General features: G+C 69.3%; 14 protein-coding genes. 9 read left to right on the top strand and 5 right to left on the bottom strand.

The features are described 5' to 3' along the window. Positions 1–71 precede the first annotated feature (71 nt). The 4 genes from IB278_RS10800 to IB278_RS10785 all read right to left on the bottom strand — a co-directional run bounded on the left by IB278_RS10800 (position 72) and on the right by IB278_RS10785 (position 4865). Positions 72–1301 (bottom strand): pyridoxal phosphate-dependent aminotransferase, encoded by a 1230-nt coding sequence (locus IB278_RS10800; RefSeq protein ID WP_192323413.1) that lies wholly within the window; start codon positions 1299–1301, stop codon positions 72–74. Beyond that, the gene (locus tag IB278_RS10795) at positions 1298–2203 is read right to left on the bottom strand and encodes an amino acid ABC transporter substrate-binding protein (RefSeq protein WP_192323412.1); all 906 of its coding nucleotides are present in this window, start codon (positions 2201–2203) and stop codon (positions 1298–1300) included. Before IB278_RS10795 ends, IB278_RS10800 begins: the two co-directional genes overlap by 4 nt. A 93-nt stretch (positions 2204–2296) precedes the next feature. Continuing rightward, positions 2297–3835: an aldehyde dehydrogenase family protein gene (locus IB278_RS10790; RefSeq protein ID WP_192323411.1), complete on the bottom strand. Its 1539-nt coding sequence runs from the start codon at positions 3833–3835 to the stop codon at positions 2297–2299. Positions 3836–4004: 169 nt separating this feature from the next. Then, positions 4005–4865 (bottom strand): IclR family transcriptional regulator, encoded by an 861-nt coding sequence (locus IB278_RS10785; RefSeq protein WP_018903905.1) that lies wholly within the window; start codon positions 4863–4865, stop codon positions 4005–4007. A gap of 204 nt (positions 4866–5069) precedes the next feature. Between IB278_RS10785 and IB278_RS10780 the strand changes: the two genes are divergently transcribed. The 7 genes from IB278_RS10780 to IB278_RS10750 are packed head-to-tail and all read left to right on the top strand — an operon-like array spanning position 5070 to position 11721. Then, positions 5070–6140, top strand: a complete 1071-nt coding sequence (locus tag IB278_RS10780; RefSeq protein ID WP_145742821.1) for an ABC transporter ATP-binding protein — start codon at positions 5070–5072, stop codon at positions 6138–6140. Further along, positions 6137–6988: an ABC transporter permease gene (locus IB278_RS10775; RefSeq protein WP_192323410.1), complete on the top strand. Its 852-nt coding sequence runs from the start codon at positions 6137–6139 to the stop codon at positions 6986–6988. Before IB278_RS10780 ends, IB278_RS10775 begins: the two co-directional genes overlap by 4 nt. Before the next feature lie 4 nt (positions 6989–6992). Beyond that, positions 6993–7787 carry an ABC transporter permease gene (locus tag IB278_RS10770; protein WP_145742824.1) on the top strand — a complete coding sequence of 265 codons (795 nt, stop codon included), beginning with the start codon at positions 6993–6995 and terminating at the stop codon, positions 7785–7787. After that, on the top strand, positions 7788–8096 hold the full coding sequence (locus IB278_RS10765) for a (2Fe-2S)-binding protein (protein WP_145742825.1): 309 nt from the start codon (positions 7788–7790) through the stop codon (positions 8094–8096). Beyond that, on the top strand, positions 8093–9508 hold the full coding sequence (locus tag IB278_RS10760) for an NAD(P)/FAD-dependent oxidoreductase (RefSeq protein WP_192323409.1): 1416 nt from the start codon (positions 8093–8095) through the stop codon (positions 9506–9508). Before IB278_RS10765 ends, IB278_RS10760 begins: the two co-directional genes overlap by 4 nt. After that, entirely contained in the window at positions 9505–10635 is a 1131-nt protein-coding gene (locus IB278_RS10755; protein ID WP_145742827.1) for an NAD(P)/FAD-dependent oxidoreductase, read from the top strand. The genes IB278_RS10760 and IB278_RS10755 overlap by 4 nt, the downstream gene beginning before the upstream one ends. A gap of 12 nt (positions 10636–10647) precedes the next feature. Beyond that, complete coding sequence (locus IB278_RS10750) at positions 10648–11721, top strand: ABC transporter substrate-binding protein (protein ID WP_192323408.1); 1074 nt, start codon at positions 10648–10650, stop codon at positions 11719–11721. A 298-nt stretch (positions 11722–12019) separates the two neighbouring features. Here the strand turns inward: IB278_RS10750 and IB278_RS10745 are convergent, their stop codons facing one another. Further along, positions 12020–13648, bottom strand: a complete 1629-nt coding sequence (locus IB278_RS10745) for a GMC family oxidoreductase (RefSeq protein WP_192323407.1) — start codon at positions 13646–13648, stop codon at positions 12020–12022. A 138-nt stretch (positions 13649–13786) separates the two neighbouring features. Here IB278_RS10745 and IB278_RS10740 point away from each other — a divergent pair, with 138 nt between their 5' ends. Beyond that, entirely contained in the window at positions 13787–14692 is a 906-nt protein-coding gene (locus IB278_RS10740) for a LysR family transcriptional regulator (protein WP_145742833.1), read from the top strand. A gap of 147 nt (positions 14693–14839) precedes the next feature. Further along, positions 14840–16006, top strand: a complete 1167-nt coding sequence (locus tag IB278_RS10735) for an MlaE family ABC transporter permease (RefSeq protein ID WP_192323406.1) — start codon at positions 14840–14842, stop codon at positions 16004–16006. Position 16007 lies beyond the last annotated feature (1 nt).

The raw sequence follows: 16007 nt of genomic DNA, 5'->3' as shown, positions 1-16007 counted from the left end.
GCCGGCAGCAATTGACATGCCGCGAGCCCCCACCCCCGCCCTCCCCCGGGAGGGGAGGGAGAAAAGCGGGGTCATTCGAGAGCTTCGCATGCCGCGGCAATGCGTGCACACGCCTCTTCCAGCTGCGCCATCGACGTGGCATACGAAATTCGGAAGTACGGCGCGAGGCCGAACACGCTGCCCGGCACCACCGCCACTTCGAAATCCTGCAGCAGGTAGCCGCAGAAGTCGCTGTCGGTCTGCAGCAGCGCGCCGCCGCGGGTGCGCCGGCCGAGCACGCCCGCGCAGCTCGCAAAGGTATAGAAGGCGCCCTCGGGCACGCGGCAATGCAGGCCCGGCGCGCGGTTCAAGGCGGCCACCACGAAGTCGCGCCGCGCCTGGAACTCGCCGCGCCGCTCGGCCACCACGTGTTGCGGCCCCGTGAGCGCCTCGATCGCGGCGGCCTGGCTCACCGACGACGGGCACGAGGTCGACTGGCTCTGCACCACCGCCATGGCCGCGATCAGCGCGCGCGGCCCGGCGCCGTAGCCCACGCGCCAGCCGGTCATCGCATAGGCCTTGGACACGCCGTTGACGGTGAGCGTGCGCTCGCGCAGCCGCGGTTCCACCGCTGCCGGGGTGGCGAACGCGTGGCCGTCGTAGAGGATGTGCTCGTAGATGTCGTCGGCCAGCACCCAAACCCTGGGATGCCGCAGCAGCACCTCGCACAGCGGCGCAAGCTGCGCCGCGCTGTAGGCCGCGCCGCTCGGGTTGGAAGGCGAATTCAGGAACAGCCAGCGCGTGCGCGGCGTGATGGCCGCCTCGAGCTGCGCGGCATCGAGCCTGAAGCCGTTGGCCTCGCCGCAGGGCACGCTCACCGGCACGCCGCCGCAGATCTGCACGATGTCGGCATACGAAGTCCAGTACGGTGCGGGCAGGATCACCTCGTCGCCCGGGTTCAGGCTGGCCATCAGCGCGTTGAAGATCACCTGCTTGGCGCCCGCGCCCACGCTGATCTCGTCGAGTGCGAAGTCCAGCGCGTTGTCGCGCCTGAACTTGAGCTGCACCGCGGCCTTCATGGCCGGGCTGCCGTCGAGCACGGTGTAGCGCGTGTCGCCGCGTTCCATGGCGCGGGCCGCGGCGGCGCGGATCGGCTCGGGCGTGTCGAAGTCCGGCTCGCCCGCGCCCAGCACGATCACCGGCCGGCCGGCGCGCTTGAGCGCATTGGCATGGTCGGTGATGCGCAGGATTTCCGAAACCCCGATGGCGCGCACGCGCTGCGCGGGCTCGAATGCGCAAGGCGCTGAATCGGCGGATGTCACTTCGCGTAGGCCTCCAGCGGCTTGTCGTTGGGTTCGGCAATGAGCTGCTTCAGCGCCGCGCTCATCGGCAGGTTCAGGCTGGTGTTCTTCGGCGGAATCGGCGCGACGAACCACCTGGTGTAGATCTTCTCGAGCTCGCCGCTCTTCATGAGGCGGCGCAGCGCGTCGTCCACCGCGGCCTTGAAGGCCGGGTCGTCCTTGCGGAACAGCAGCGCGATGGGCTCGGAGCCCAGCGCATCGCCGACGATGCGGTAGGCCGACGGGTTCTTCGCGTTCGCGATGATGCCCGCGAGCAGGTTGTCGTCGAGCACGAAGGCATCGGCGCGGCCCGACTCCATCAGCAGGAAGCTTTCGAGGTGGTCCTTGCCGAGCATGGTGGTGATGGTGGTGTTCTGCGCGCGCTCGCGCTTGCGCAGCAGCTGCACGGCGGTGGTGCCGGTGGAGGCCGACACGGTGCGGCCCGCCAATTGGTCGAGCGAGCTGATGCCCGAATCGACGCGCGTGGCCATGCGCACCTCGCTCACGTAGGTGGTGAGCGCGAACGCCACCTGCTGCTGGCGCGCGGTGTTGTTGGTGGTGGGGCCGCAGCCGATGTCGAGCGTGCCGTTCTGCACCAGCGGGATGGTGTTCTGCGCGGTCACGGCCATGTATTCGAGCCGGGCCGAAGGCGCGATGTCCTTGAGCACGCGCTCGCACAGCTCGACGTGGTAGCCCACGTATTTGTCGTTCGCACCCAGCATGTAGGCCATGGGCGGCGAGGCTTCGCGCACGCCGAGCACGGCCTTGCCGCTGCTCCTGATCTTGTCGAGCGTGCCGCCGGCCGGGGCCTGCTGCGCGGCGGCGCCGAATGCGAGCGCGAGCAGCGCCGCAGCGGTGGTGATGGTCTTCAATTGCATCTTCATGTTCTCTGTCTCCTGGTTGTTGTTCTTGGGCACGGCCGCCGCCCTGCCGCTGCAGCGAAACGCCGCGCGGCAAGAACACAAGGCCGGAGTCGGTCAGTCGTTGATCTCGAAGGTCACGCCCTGGGCAAGCGGCAATGCGGTCGAGTAGTTGATGGTGTTGGTCGCGCGGCGCATGTACGCCTTCCAGCTGTCGGAGCCGGCTTCGCGGCCGCCGCCGGTTTCCTTCTCGCCGCCGAAGGCGCCGCCGATCTCGGCGCCGCTCGGGCCGATGTTGACGTTGGCAATGCCGCAGTCCGAGCCCGCGCTCGACAGGAAGCGCTCGGCCTCGCGTACGTTGAGCGTGAAGATCGACGACGACAGGCCCGCGCCCACCGCGTTGTGCCATCCGATAGCGTCGTCCAGCGAGGTGTAGCGCACCACATAGAGGATGGGCGCGAAGGTTTCGCGCAGCACCGGGCCGTCGTGCGACTTCAGTTCGACCAGCGCCGGGCGCACGTAGAAGGCGTCATGGGTGCCGATGCCCTCCACGCGCTGGCCGCCATGCACCGTGGCGCCGATCTCGCGGCTTTCGCCCAAGGCCTTCTGCATGCCGTCGAAGGCGGCGCGGTCGATCAGCGGCCCAACCAGCGTGCCGGCCTCGCGCGGATCGCCCACCTGCACGTTGCCGTAAACCCTGGCGAGCTTGGGCACCAGCGCGTCGTACACGCTGTCGTGCACGAACAGCCGGCGCAGCGTGGTGCAGCGCTGGCCGGCCGTGCCCATGGCCGAGAACGCGATGGCGCGCAGCGTGAGGTCGAGGTCGGCCGAGGGCGTGACGATGGCGGCGTTGTTGCCGCCGAGTTCGAGGATGGCGCGCGCGAAGCGTGCAGCCAGCTTGGGCCCCACCTGCCGGCCCATCGCGGTCGAGCCGGTCGCGGAAAGTATGGGCACGCGGTGGTCGTCGACCAGCACTTCGCCGATGTCGCGCTGGCCCAGCAGCAGGCCGAGCAGGCCTTCGGGCGCATCGCCGAAACGCGCGAGGGCGCGCTGCGCGATGGCATGCACGGCCAGCGCCGTGAGCGGTGTTTTTTCCGACGGCTTCCACACCACCGAGTCGCCGCACACCAGCGCCAGCGCCGCATTCCACGACCACACGGCCACCGGGAAGTTGAAGGCCGAGATCACGCCGCACACACCCAGCGGATGCCAGGTTTCCATCATGCGGTGCTCGGCGCGCTCGGTGGCGAGCGTGAGGCCGTAGAGCTGGCGCGAGAGGCCGACCGCGAAGTCGCAGATGTCGATCATCTCCTGCACCTCGCCCGCGCCTTCGGACGGGATCTTGCCGGCCTCGAGCGTGACGAGGCGGCCGAGGTCGGCCTTGGCCGCGCGCAGTTCCTCGCCCAGCAGGCGCACCAGCTCGCCGCGGCGCGGCGCGGGCACGCTGCGCCAGGCCTTGAAGGCTTCGTGCGCCTGGCCGATGGTCGCGGCCGCTTCGGCGGCGGTGGTCTGCCGCACTTGCGCGACCACCTCGCCGGTGACCGGCGAGCGCACCGTGAGTTCGCCGCCGGCATGGGCGGCATCCGGAACGCCGAGGCGCTGCAGCAGCTGCGCGATTTCGGTGGCGACAGGAAGGAGGGCTTGGGCTTCTGGCATGGAGGCTCCGGCAGGGAGAAAAGAGAACAGGAACGAAGGGCAGCGGGGGTGCGGCAACAGCTCAATATCTGCGAACAGGGCCTGCTTGCATAGCGAAAAAACGGAAGGACTTGGTGCGTTCCATGAATGAACTACCACAGCGTTCGTGCATTCAGCGCACAGCTCGCACCTAAGCGGCAGGCCCTGGCGGCTCGGGCAGGCTGATGCGCTGCCCCGCTGGCGAGCCCGCCAGGCTCTGCGCCGGCCGCCGCAAAGTGGCATCGAAGGGATTGATCTTCGGCCCGATGGCCGCCGCCTCGCGCTTGAGCAGTTCCACCACCGTGGGCATGCGGTCGGCATTGAGCCGGTCGGCGATGGTGCCCACGCTGAGCGCAGCCACCGCGCGGCCTTCGCGGTCGAGGATGGGGACCGCCACGCCGGCCATGCCTTCGAGCAGGCCGGTGTTGCGCCCCGCGTAGCCGGCCTGGCGCACGCGCTCGATCTCGGTGCGCAGGTAGACCTCGTCGTACACGCCGTATTCGCGCACGCGCGAAAGATTGAAGCGGATCACCTCCTCGCGCTCCGCCTCGGGCAGGAAGGCCAGGATCGCGAGCGCGCCCTGCCCCACCCCCAGCGCGATGCGCCCGCCGATGTCGCCCGTGAACGAGCGGATCGGGAACGGCCCTTCGCTGCGGTCGAGGCAGATGGCGTCGAAGCCGCTGCGCGCCAGCAGAAAGATGCTGTCGCCCAGGCTCGCGCACAGGCGCAGCAGCACCGGGCGGCAGATGGAGCGCAGGTCGCCCGGATTGCCGGCGCTGGCCGCGAGCGCGAAGAAATCGATGCTCAGCCGGTAGAGCTTGCTGCGCTCGTCCTGCTCGACCATGCCCTCGGCCATGAGCGATTGCAGCAGGCGGTGCGTGGTGGCCTGCGTGAGGCCCACGGACCGTGCGATCTGGGTCACGCGGCCGCCCTCGGCCTGCACCGCGCCGAGCGCGCGGATCACCGAAAAGACACGCGGCACGCCGCCGCTGGCGGCCGAGGGGGTTTCCATGGCTTGCTCCTGTGGAATTCTTGCGTTCGATTTTTCACATGATATTCCATTGATTGGAATAAATTAGAAAAAGATTCTGATTAATGGAATACCCGGGGCGATCTGGCGTGATCGTTGCAATAGAGTGAATTGAAAGTTCTCTCTTTGTCCGCGGCGTGCACCAAGGTGCTGCACGCCATCAAGACCCCGCAGAAAGGCCCTTCCATGTCATTCCTACGGCTCACCGACCTGACCAAGTTCTACGGCGCCACGCGCGCCGTGTCGGCCATGAACCTCGCGGTGGAAAAGGGCGAGTTCGTCTCGCTGCTCGGCCCCTCGGGCTGCGGCAAGACCACGACGCTGCAGATGATCGCGGGCTTCGAGGCGGTGTCGAGCGGGCGCATCGAGCTCGCGGGCAAGGACATCACGCATGCCAAGGCCAACACGCGCGGCCTGGGCATCGTGTTCCAGACCTACGCGCTGTTCCCGCACATGACGGTGGCCGACAACGTGAGCTTCGGCCTCGAGATGCGCAAGATGCCGAAGTCCGAACGCGCCGAGCGCGTCAGGCAGGCGCTGGCGCTGGTGCACCTGGAAGCGCATGCCGCGCGCTACCCGCGCGAGCTCTCGGGCGGCCAGCGCCAGCGCGTGGCACTGGCCCGCGCACTCGTGATCGAGCCGCCGGTGCTGCTGCTGGACGAGCCGCTCTCCAACCTGGACGCCAAGCTGCGCGAGGAGATGCAGTTCGAGCTGCGCCAGATCCAGCGCAAGGTCGGCACCACCACGGTGATGGTCACGCACGACCAGAGCGAGGCCATGTCGATCAGCGACCGCGTGGTGGTGATGGAAGGCGGCTGCGCCACGCAGATCGACCACCCGCACCGCGTCTACGAGCACCCGAGCACGCGCTTCATCTCCACCTTCGTGGGCAAGGCCAACCTGCTGGACGGGCGCGTCACGGCCAGCGGCGCGCGCAGCTGCCATGTGGCGGTGGGCGCGCTCGCGGTCGAGGTCGACGACACCGCCTACAAGCCGGGCGATGCGGTGCTGATGAGCGTGCGCCCCGAAAAGCTGCAGCTGGTGGAGGCCGGCCGCGGCCGCCTCGACGGCCAGGTGCTGGAGCGCTTCTTCCTCGGCAGCCAGTGGCTCTATCGCCTGGGCACGCCCGCCGGCGACCTGATGGTGCTGAGCCCCAACGACGGCCGCGACGCGCTCGATGAGGGCCATGCCGCCGGCATCGACTGGCCTGCGCATTGCACGCGGCTGTTGCCGGCCGGCGAGGCGGTGGCGGCATGAAGAACAAGGCCACGCCCTGGTGGCTGTCGGGGCCCGCGCTGCTGCTGTTCGCGGCCTTGCTGGTGGTGCCGCTCGCGCTCACCGCGGTGCTGTCGTTCAACGTCTACGACCCGGCCACCGGGCCGAAGGCCGGCGAGTTCACGCTCGCGCACTACGCGCAGGTGTTCACCGACTCGTACTACCACGGCATCTTCTGGCGCACCTTCTGGATCTCGGGCCTCGTCACCTTGATCTGCGTGCTGGTCGGCGCGCCCGAGGCCTATGTGCTGAGCCGCATGCGCAACCCGTGGCGCTCGGTGCTGCTGCTGGTGGTGCTGGCGCCGCTCCTGGTGTCGGTGGTGGTGCGCGCCTTCGGCTGGAGCATGCTGCTCGGACCCGAGGGCGCGGTGAACGGGCTGCTGCGGCTGGCGGGCATCGGGCCGGTGAAGATGCTCTACACCGAGACCGCGGTGATCGTCGCGCTGGTGCACGTGATGCTGCCCTTCATGGTGATTCCAGTCTGGACCTCGCTGCAGAAGCTCGATGCGGGCGTGGAGAACGCCGCGCTTTCGCTCAAGGCCTCGCCGTTCACCACGCTGCGCCGCATCGTGCTGCCGCAGGTGATGCCGGGCATTCTCTCGGGCAGCCTGATCGTGTTCGGCCTGGCTGCGAGTTCGTTCGCGATTCCGGGGCTCTTGGGCGGACGACGCCTGAAGATGGTCGCGACCATCGTCTACGACGAATACCTGAGCGAACTCAACTGGCCGCTCGGCGCCGCCGTCGCGCTCACCCTGCTCGCTGCGAACCTGGTCGTGATGCTGAGCTACAACCGCCTCGTCGAAGGCCGCTACAAGAAGGCGCTCGGGTGATCCGATGACCAAGAACGGCCCCCTCGCCCTCGCGTTCAACGCACTCGTCATCGCCTTCATGCTGGCGCCGCTGGTGGTGGTGTGCATCGTCGCGTTCACGCCCGAGAACACGCTGACGATCCCGACCACGCACTTCTCGCTGCGCTGGTTCCAGGCGGTGTTCGCGCATCCTGACTTCATGCAGTCGTTCTGGAACAGCCTGTGGCTCGCGCTGAGCTCGGCCACCATCGCCACGCTGCTCGCGGTGCCGGCGGGCATGGCGATCACGCGCTACCAATTTCCGGGGCGCGACTTCCTCAACGGCCTGTTCCTCTCGCCGCTGATCATTCCGCACCTGGTGCTGGGCGTGGCCTTGCTGCGCCTGTTCGCGCTGGTGGGCGGCACGGGCAGCTTCGGCTGGCTGGTGATGGCGCATGCGCTGATCGTCACGCCCTACACGCTGCGGCTCGTGGTGGCCGCGCTGGTGGGCTTCGACCGCAGCGCCGAGCAGGCCGCGCTCTCGCTGGGCGCGAGCCAGGCCACGGTGTTCCGGCGCATCACGCTGCCGATGATCCTTCCGGGCGTCACGGGCGGCTGGCTGCTGTCCTTCATCAACAGCTTCGATGAAGTGACGATGTCGATCTTCGTCACCTCGCCCAGCACCGTGACGCTGCCGGTGCGCATGTACATGTACGCCACCGAGTCGATCGATCCGCTGATGGCGGCGGTGTCGGCGCTGATGGTGGCGGTGACGGCCGTCGCGATGGTGGTGCTCGACCGCGTCTACGGGCTGGACCGCGTGCTGGTGGGGCGCAGGTAGATGACGAGCCTGCCGCCCCTCCAACCGCTGCTGCATCGCGTGGCCGAGACCGGCCGCGCCGCGGTGCCCTTCACGCTCGACGGCCAGCCCGCCTCCGCCCTCGTCGGCGACACGGTGCTGACGGCCGTGCTCACGCAGGCCGCGCAGTTGCGGCGCAATGAATTCAGCGGTGCGCCGCGCGCAGGCTTCTGCATGATGGGCGCCTGCCAGGATTGCTGGATCGCCACCGAGCAGGGCGAGCGCCTGCGCGCCTGCTCCACCTTCATCGCGCCGGGCATGGCGCTGGTCACGGGAAGGAGCGGCGCATGACGGCTTCTTCTGCCGCAGTGCAGCCGGTGATCGTCGGCGCCGGGCCGGCCGGCGTGCGCGCCGCGCAGGCGCTGGTGGCGCACGGCCTGCGGCCGGTGGTGATCGACGAGGCTCCGCGCGCCGGCGGACAGATCTACCGGCGCCCGCCCGCGAGCCTGGCCCAGCGCAGCGCGCAGGCGCTCTATGGCTTCGAGGCCGGCCGCGCCGATGCGGTGCATGCCGCTTTCGACGCGCTGCGCGAACGCATCGACTACCGTCCCGACAGCCTGGTGTGGAATGCGCAAGGCGGCCGGCTGGACGTGCTGCACGGCCCGACGCGCAGCACGTCCAGCCTTCCGTACGGCCAGCTGATCGTCGCCACCGGCGCCACCGACCGCGTGCTGCCGGTGCCGGGCTGGACACTGCCCGGCGTCTACACGCTGGGCGGCGCGCAGGTGGCGCTCAAGTTCCAGGGCTGCGCCATCGGCGAGCGCGTGGCGTTCATGGGCACCGGCCCGCTGCTCTATCTGGTGGCGTATCAGTACGCCAAGGCCGGCGCGAAGGTGGCCGCGGTGCTCGACACGGCGCGGCTCGCCGACCAGTTGGCCGCCACGCCCGCGATGCTGCGGCAGCCCGCCGTCTTCGCGAAGGGCGTGTACTACGTGGCCTGGCTGCGTGCGCACGGCGTGGCGCTGCACACCGGCGTGCGGATCTTGCACGTGCTCGGCGATGCGCAGGAGAGCCGCGTGGCCGGCGTGGCGTGGCACGACGGCCGCGAAGAACGCACGCTGGCCTGCGATGCCGTCGGCTTCGGCCATGCGCTGCGCTCCGAAACGCAGTTGGCCGACTTGCTCGGCTGCCGCTTCGAATTCGCGCCGCTGCACCGCGCCCATCTGCCGGTGCGCGACGCGGCCGGCCGCTCCAGCGTGCGGGGCGTGTACCTTGCGGGCGACGGCGCCGGCATCATGGGCGCCGACGCGGCCGAGTGGGCGGGCGAACGCGCGGCGCTCGCGCTGCTGGCCGACAACGGCGTGGCGGTCGATGCGATGCACGCCGCCGAACTCGAACGCAAGCTCCACAAGCTCGGCGGATTCCGCCGCGGCCTGGAGCGCGCTTTCCCCGTGCCGCAGGACTGGGCCGCGCATGCCAGCGACGAACTCGTGGTCTGCCGCTGCGAGAACATCACGGCCGGCACCTTGCGCCGGACCGTCGCCGCCGCCGGCGCCGACGAGATGAACCGCCTGAAGGCGCTGTCGCGCGTCGGCATGGGCCGCTGCCAGGGCCGCATGTGCGGCGCGGCGGCGGCCGAGATCCTCGCACATGCCACGGGACTGCCGCTGCAGCAGGTGGGCCGGCTGCGCGGCCAGGCCCCGATCAAGCCGATTCCGATCCACCTGGCCGCCGCGCCATCCGCCGAAGGAGCCGGCGAATGAGCGGGCGCAAGACATTGCGCACCGACGTCGCGATCGTCGGCGGCGGCATCGTCGGCGCGTCTGCCGCGCTGGCCTTGCGGCAGATGGGCATCGGCGTGGTGCTGCTGGAGCGCGACCTGTGCGGCTCGCGGTCGAGCGGCGTGAACTACGGCGGCGTGCGGCGCCAGGGCCGTCCGATCGACCAGTTGCCGCTCGCACAGCGCGCGCACCGCATCTGGGGCCGCCTGCGCGAAACCATCGGCACCGACGGCGAATACCTGCGCTCGGGCCACTTCAAGATCGCGCGCAGCGAGGCCGACATGGCGTCGCTGGAACGCTACCGTGCGCAGAGCCGCGACTTCGACCTGGGCCTCGAGCTGATCTCCGATGCCCGCCTGCGCGAGCGCTGCCCCTGGCTCGGCACGCGCGCCGTCGGCGGCTCGCTGTGCGCGGAAGACGGGCAGGCCAATCCGCGGCTGGTGTCGCCGGCCTTCGCGCTCGCGGCGCAGCGCGCGGGCGCGCAGGTCTTCGAGCGCCACAAGGTCGACGAGGTGGCGCACGACGGCCAGGCCTTCATGCTGCGCTCGGGCAATGCGCTCGAAGTGCATGCGCCGGCGCTGCTCAACTGCGCGGGCGCATGGGCCGGGCCGATCGCCACGGAGTTCGGCGAAGAGGTGCCGCTGCAATCGGGCCATCCCGCAATGGCAGTGACAGAGCCGCTGCCCTTCTTCATGGACTGGAGCCTCGGCGTGGAGGGCGGCGGCATCTACTGCCGCCAGGTGGCGCGCGGCAACCTCGTGCTGGGCGGCGGCGGCAAGGGCATCGCGCTCGATGCCGACCGCGCCCGCTCCGACCGCGACGCCATCGCCTCGCTCTCCGCCCAGGCCGTCGAGCTGCTGCCCGCGCTGCGCCATGCGCATTTCATCCGCACCTGGAGCGGCACCGAAGGCTACCTGCCCGACCGCCAGCCGGTGCTCGGCCCGAGCCGCACCACGCCCGGCCTGTTCCACGGTTTCGGATTTTCGGGCGCGGGCTTCCAGATCGGCCCGGCCGCCGGCGAAGTGCTGGCCGAACTCGTGCGCGACGGCCGCAGCAGCACGCCGATCGAGAGCTTCTCGATCGAACGCTTCACCCCCACCCCACCCTGAAAGGAAAACACCATGTCCCGTTTCCAGAAGATTTCCTTCTTCTCTCTCCGCCGGACCCTGACCGGTGCGGCGGCGGTGGCCGCGCTCGCGGTCGGCGGCGCGGCCGGCGCGCAGACCAAGACGCTCTACATCGGCATGAACGGCGGCACCATGGAGAAGGCGTACACGCAGTACGTGTTCCCGGCCTTCGAGAAGCTCTACGGCGCCAAGGTGGTGGTGGTGCCGGGCACCTCGTCCGACATCCTCGCGAAGGCACAGGCCAACAAGGACCGCCCGCAGATGCACGTGATGTTCCTGGACGACGGCATCATGGTGCGCGCCATCGGCATGGGCCTGTGCCAGAAGCAGCGGCCCAACCCGTCGCTCGCCGATATCTACCCGGCCGCGCGCTTCAAAGACGACATGGCCAGCGGCGTGAGCCTGGGCATGACGGGCCTGGCCTACAACGCGAAGATGTTCAAGGACAAGGGCTGGGCGCCGCCCACCTCGTGGATGGACCTGGCCGATCCCAAGTACAAGGGCAAGGTGGTGTTCCAGTCGATGTCCTCATCGTCCTTCGGGCTGCACGGCTTTTTGATGTTCAACCGCATCCAGGGCGGCAACGACAAGAACGTGGAGCCCGGCTTCAAGGCCTGGCCCACCACCATCGGCCCGAACGTGCTGGAGTACATCCCGAGTTCGGCCAAGCTCTCGGAGATGGTGCAGACCGGCGAGGCCGCGATCTTCCCGCTCACGCCCACGGCCGTGGCAGCACTCAAGACCAAGGGCATTCCGGTGGAGTACGCGCCGCCGAAGGAAGGCGCGGTGGTGCTGATGGTGGGCCAGTGCGTGATCGCGAACAACAGCGAACCCGAGCTGTCGCAGAAGCTCGCCGAGTTCCTGCTGAGCCCGCTGGCCCAGGCCAACGTGCTGCAGTACGGCGCGCAGATCCCCACCAACCCCAAGGCTCCGGCCGTGGGCGACGGGGTGCAGCAGGTGGCCGACATCAACAAGTGGATGAAGACGGCGGTCACCATTGATTGGGACAGCATCAATGCGAACCGTCCTGCGTGGAATGCGCGGTGGAACAAAACGATCGAGAAGTAATTGGCCTGGGTCTTTCGGGAAGCGATCGCGCCGACGGGGTACCTTGCTCCGCGAATGTCCCCCGGGCTTCGCCCTCCTCCTTAATTTCGCTGCGCAAGGCACCCCATCAGCACGATCGTTGGAAAAGCGGTCGTTGATCGGCGGTACACCGGCAGCGTGCCCTGGTGCACAGGGCATCGGGTGCTCCCCGCAGCGAAATAAAGGAGGAGCCGAAGGCGGGGGACATTCGCGGAGGGGAGTACCCGGTGGCCTGTGCACCCGCCCTGAACAAAGGCAAAGGCGCCCTGAACAATGCGCCTCAGCGATTCCCTTCCAGAACCCACCCCGCGGCCTTCTCGGCCATCATCAAGGTCGGACTGTTGGTGTTGCCGCTCGTGATGGTCGGCATCGCGCCCGCATCGACCACGCGCAGCCCCTGCACGCCGCGCACGCGCAGCTTCGAATCGAGCACCGCCATCGGGTCGCCGTCGGCACCCATCTTGGTCGTGCCGACCGGATGGAAGATGGTGGTCGCGATGTCGCCGGCCAGGCGCGCCAGGTCCTCGTCGCTCTGGTATTGAACGCCGGGCTTCCATTCCTCCGGCTTGTATTTGGCGAGCGCGGGCTGCGAGGCGATGCGGCGCGTCACGCGCAGCGAATCGGCCGCCACCTTCCGGTCTTCATCCGTGCTCAGGTAGTTGGGCGCGATCGCGGGCGCATCCTGGAAGCGCGGGCTCTTGATGCGCACGCTGCCGCGGCTCGTAGGGTTGAGGTTGCACACGCTCGCGGTAAAGGCCGGAAAGCTGTGCAGCGGCTCGCCGAAGGCATCGAGCGACAGCGGCTGCACGTGGTATTCGAGGTTGGGCCACTCATGTTCGGGCGAACTGCGCGTGAAGGCGCCGAGCTGCGAAGGCGCCATGCTCATGGGCCCGCTGCGCTTCATCAGGTATTCGAGGCCGATCTTCGCCTTGCCGTACATCGAGGAGGCCAGCACGTTGAGCGTGGGCGCGCCGTTGATCTTGTAGACCGCGCGGATCTGCAGGTGGTCCTGCAGGTTGGCGCCGACGCCGGGCGCGTCGACCACCACCTCGATGCCGTGCTGGCGCAGCAGCTCGGCCGGGCCGATGCCCGAGAGCTGCAGGATCTGCGGCGAGCCGATGCTGCCGGCGCACAGCACCACCTCGCGCGTGGCATGGGCGATGACCATCTCGTGGCCGTCCCACACCTGCACGCCGGTGCAGCGCCGGCTGCCGTCGGGCTGGGTCTCGACGATCAGCCTGGTGACATGCGCGTTGACCCACATCTCGAAGTTGGGCCGGCCATAGCAGACCGGCCGCAGGAAGGCCTTGGCGGTGTTCCAGCGCCAGCCGTTCTTCTGGTTGACCTGGAAGTAGCCGACGCCTTCGTTGCTGCCGCGGTTGAAGTCGGTGCTGTGCGGCACGCCGGCCTGCACGGCGGCCTCGGCAAAGGCGTCGAGGATGTCCCAGCGCAGGCGCTGCTTCTCCACGCGCCATTCGCCGCCGGCGCCGTGCATCTCGTCGGCGCCGAGGTAGTAGTCCTCGTGCTTCTTGAAGTCGGGCAGCACGTTCTGCCAGCGCCAGGCGTCGTCGCCGGTGAGCTGCGCCCACTGGTCGTAGTCGCGCGACTGGCCGCGCATGTAGATCATGCCGTTGATGCTGGAGCAGCCGCCCAGCGTCTTGCCGCGCGGATAGCGCAGCACGCGGCCGTTGAGGCCCGCGTCGGGCTCGGTGCTGTAGAGCCAGTCGGTGCGCGGATTGCCGATGCAGTAGAGGTAGCCCACCGGAATGTGGATCCAGTGGTAGTCGTCCTTGCGGCCCGCCTCGATCAGCAGCGTGCGCTGCTGCGATTGGCGGGTCAGCCGGTTGCACATCAATGCGCCGGCCGTGCCGCCGCCGATGACGATGTAGTCGAAAGTGTTGTCGCTCATGGCGCTGGCTTGTCTCCGGGGGTCAACGGTATTTCTTGTGCTCATGGGCCCGGCAAAGGGCTTCGGCGGGCAGTTTCTCTCAAGCCATGCGCAAAAAGCCAATGATTTCGGCGCAGTTCACATATAAATCGTTCTTATATGACTGCCGCCGCCTTGGACCTCCAGATTCTGCGTGCCTTCGTGCTGGCGGCGCGCGAGGGCAATGTGTCGCGCGCCGCCGAGCGGCTGCACCTCACGCAGCCGGCGGTGAGTCTGCAGCTCAAGCGCCTGGCGGAAGAAACCGGGCTGCAGCTGTTCACGCGCACGCCGCACGGGCTGGCGCTCACGGCCGACGGCGCCGCGCTGCTGCCGCAGGCCGAGCGCGTGCTCGCAGCCGTGGGCGACCTGCAGCAGGCCGCGCGCAACCTGCAGGGCACGGTGCGCGGGGCGCTGCGCATCGGCACCATCCTCGACCCGGAGTTCACCCGGCTCGGCGTGTTCCTGCGCGAGCTGGTGGAGTCGGCCCCGCAGATCGAGACCGAACTGCGCCACGGCATGAGCGGCACGGTGCTGGCCCAGGTGCTGCGCGGCGAACTCGACGTGGGGTTTCACCTCGATGCGGACGGGGGCGATGCCGCTGCGCCGGCGCCGCTCGCGGCGCGCACGCTCACGCGCTTCACCTACCGCGTGGTCGCGCCCGCGGGCTGGGGCCCGCAGGTGCTGGGCCGCGACTGGAAGGCGCTGGCCGCGCTGCCCTGGCTGGCCACGCCGCCGGAGTCGGCGCACCACCGGCTGCTGGAGAAAGTGTTCGGCCCGCTCGGGCTGTCGCCGCGCCGCGTGGCGCTGGTGGACCAGGAAGCCTCGATGCTCGACCTGCTGAAATCGGGCGTGGGCCTGAGCCTCTTGCGCGACTCGATCGCCATCCGCGAGAGCCAGTCGCACGGCCTGGTGATGGCCGACCGCGTGCAGCTGGACTGCGCGCTGCGCTTCGTGTCGCTGGCGGCGCGGCGCAACGAGCCGGTGATCGCGAGCGCATGGAACGCGCTCGCGCGGGCCTGGAACTGAGCGCAAACGGCCACGAATGACCCGCGAAACGGCGTTCCGCCCTACGCAAAGCGGCGCCGCGGCGCACCGGAAAAGCCGACTCATCCGGTTACGATGCGCCCTTCCAGACCGCCTCTTTCTTCTTACTTCGCCCCCTACCGCCGCATCATGTCCCTAGCAACCCCGCCTGCCGACGCACCCGCCGCCGACAGCGTGTTGCCCCGCATCGACGAGCGCGAGCAGGACGGCCGCAGCTGGACCGTGGCCAGCGGCCGCTGGACCACGCTGGCCATGTCGTCGCGCAGTGCGTGGCAGGCGCTTTCCAGGGACCTGGCAGGCGCGCCGCCGGCCGACGGCCGCGCCTGGGACCTGCGCCCGATCGAGCAGCTCGACCACATCGGCGCGCAGCTGCTGTGGGACCACTGGCGCCACGACTGGCCCGCCACGCTCGAGATGTCGCCGCAGCACAAGGCGGTGCTCGACCAGGTCGCGCAGTTCACCGTGGGCACGCCCGAGGAACCGCCGCCCACGCTGGCCGAGCGGCTGCATCATTTCTCGCACACCGGCGCGCGCGGGCTGGAAGTGGTGCGCGATTTCGTGGGGCTGATCGGCCAGCTCGCGCTCGACGCCTTCACGCTGCTGCGCGCGCCGCACCGCGGGCCGTGGCGCGATTTCTCGGGGCATCTCTACCAGTTCGGCGCGACGGCGCTGCACATCACGGCGCTGGTGGGCCTGTTGATCGGCGTGGTGCTGGCCTACCTGATCTCGCAGCAGCTGCGCCAGTACGGGGCCGAGGCCTTCGTGGTCAACATCCTCGGGCTGTCGCTGATCCGCGAGCTCGGACCGGTGCTGGCCGCGGTGCTGATCGCGGGCCGCTCGGGCTCGGCCATCACGGCGCAGATCGGCGTGATGCGCGTGACCGAGGAACTCGACGCCATGCGCGTGATGGGCATTCCGCACGGCTTCAGGCTGGTGATGCCGCGCGTGATGGCGCTGGCCATCGCGATGCCGCTGATCAGCCTCTGGACCTCGATGGCGGCGCTCGCGGGCGGCATGCTCGCGGCCGACGCCGCGCTCGACATTTCGCCGGCCTACTTTCTCTCGGCGCTGCCGCGCGCGGTGCCGATCTCGAACCTCTGGCTCGCGCTGGCGAAATCGGCGGTGTTCGGCATCCTGATTGCGCTGATCGGCTGCTACTTCGGCATGAAGGTCAAGCCAAACACCGAGAGCCTGGGGCGCGGCACCACCTCGTCGGTGGTGACCTCGATCACCGCGGTGATCCTGGTCGACGCACTGTTCGCGGTGCTGTTCAAGGGCGTGGGGTTCCGGGCATGAG

The organism is Variovorax sp. VRV01 (assembly GCF_014852545.1).
Taxonomy (GTDB): domain Bacteria; phylum Pseudomonadota; class Gammaproteobacteria; order Burkholderiales; family Burkholderiaceae_C; genus Variovorax; species Variovorax beijingensis_A.
Note: the sequence above shows the minus strand (reverse complement) of the source record. Positions and strands in the feature narration are given on the sequence as shown.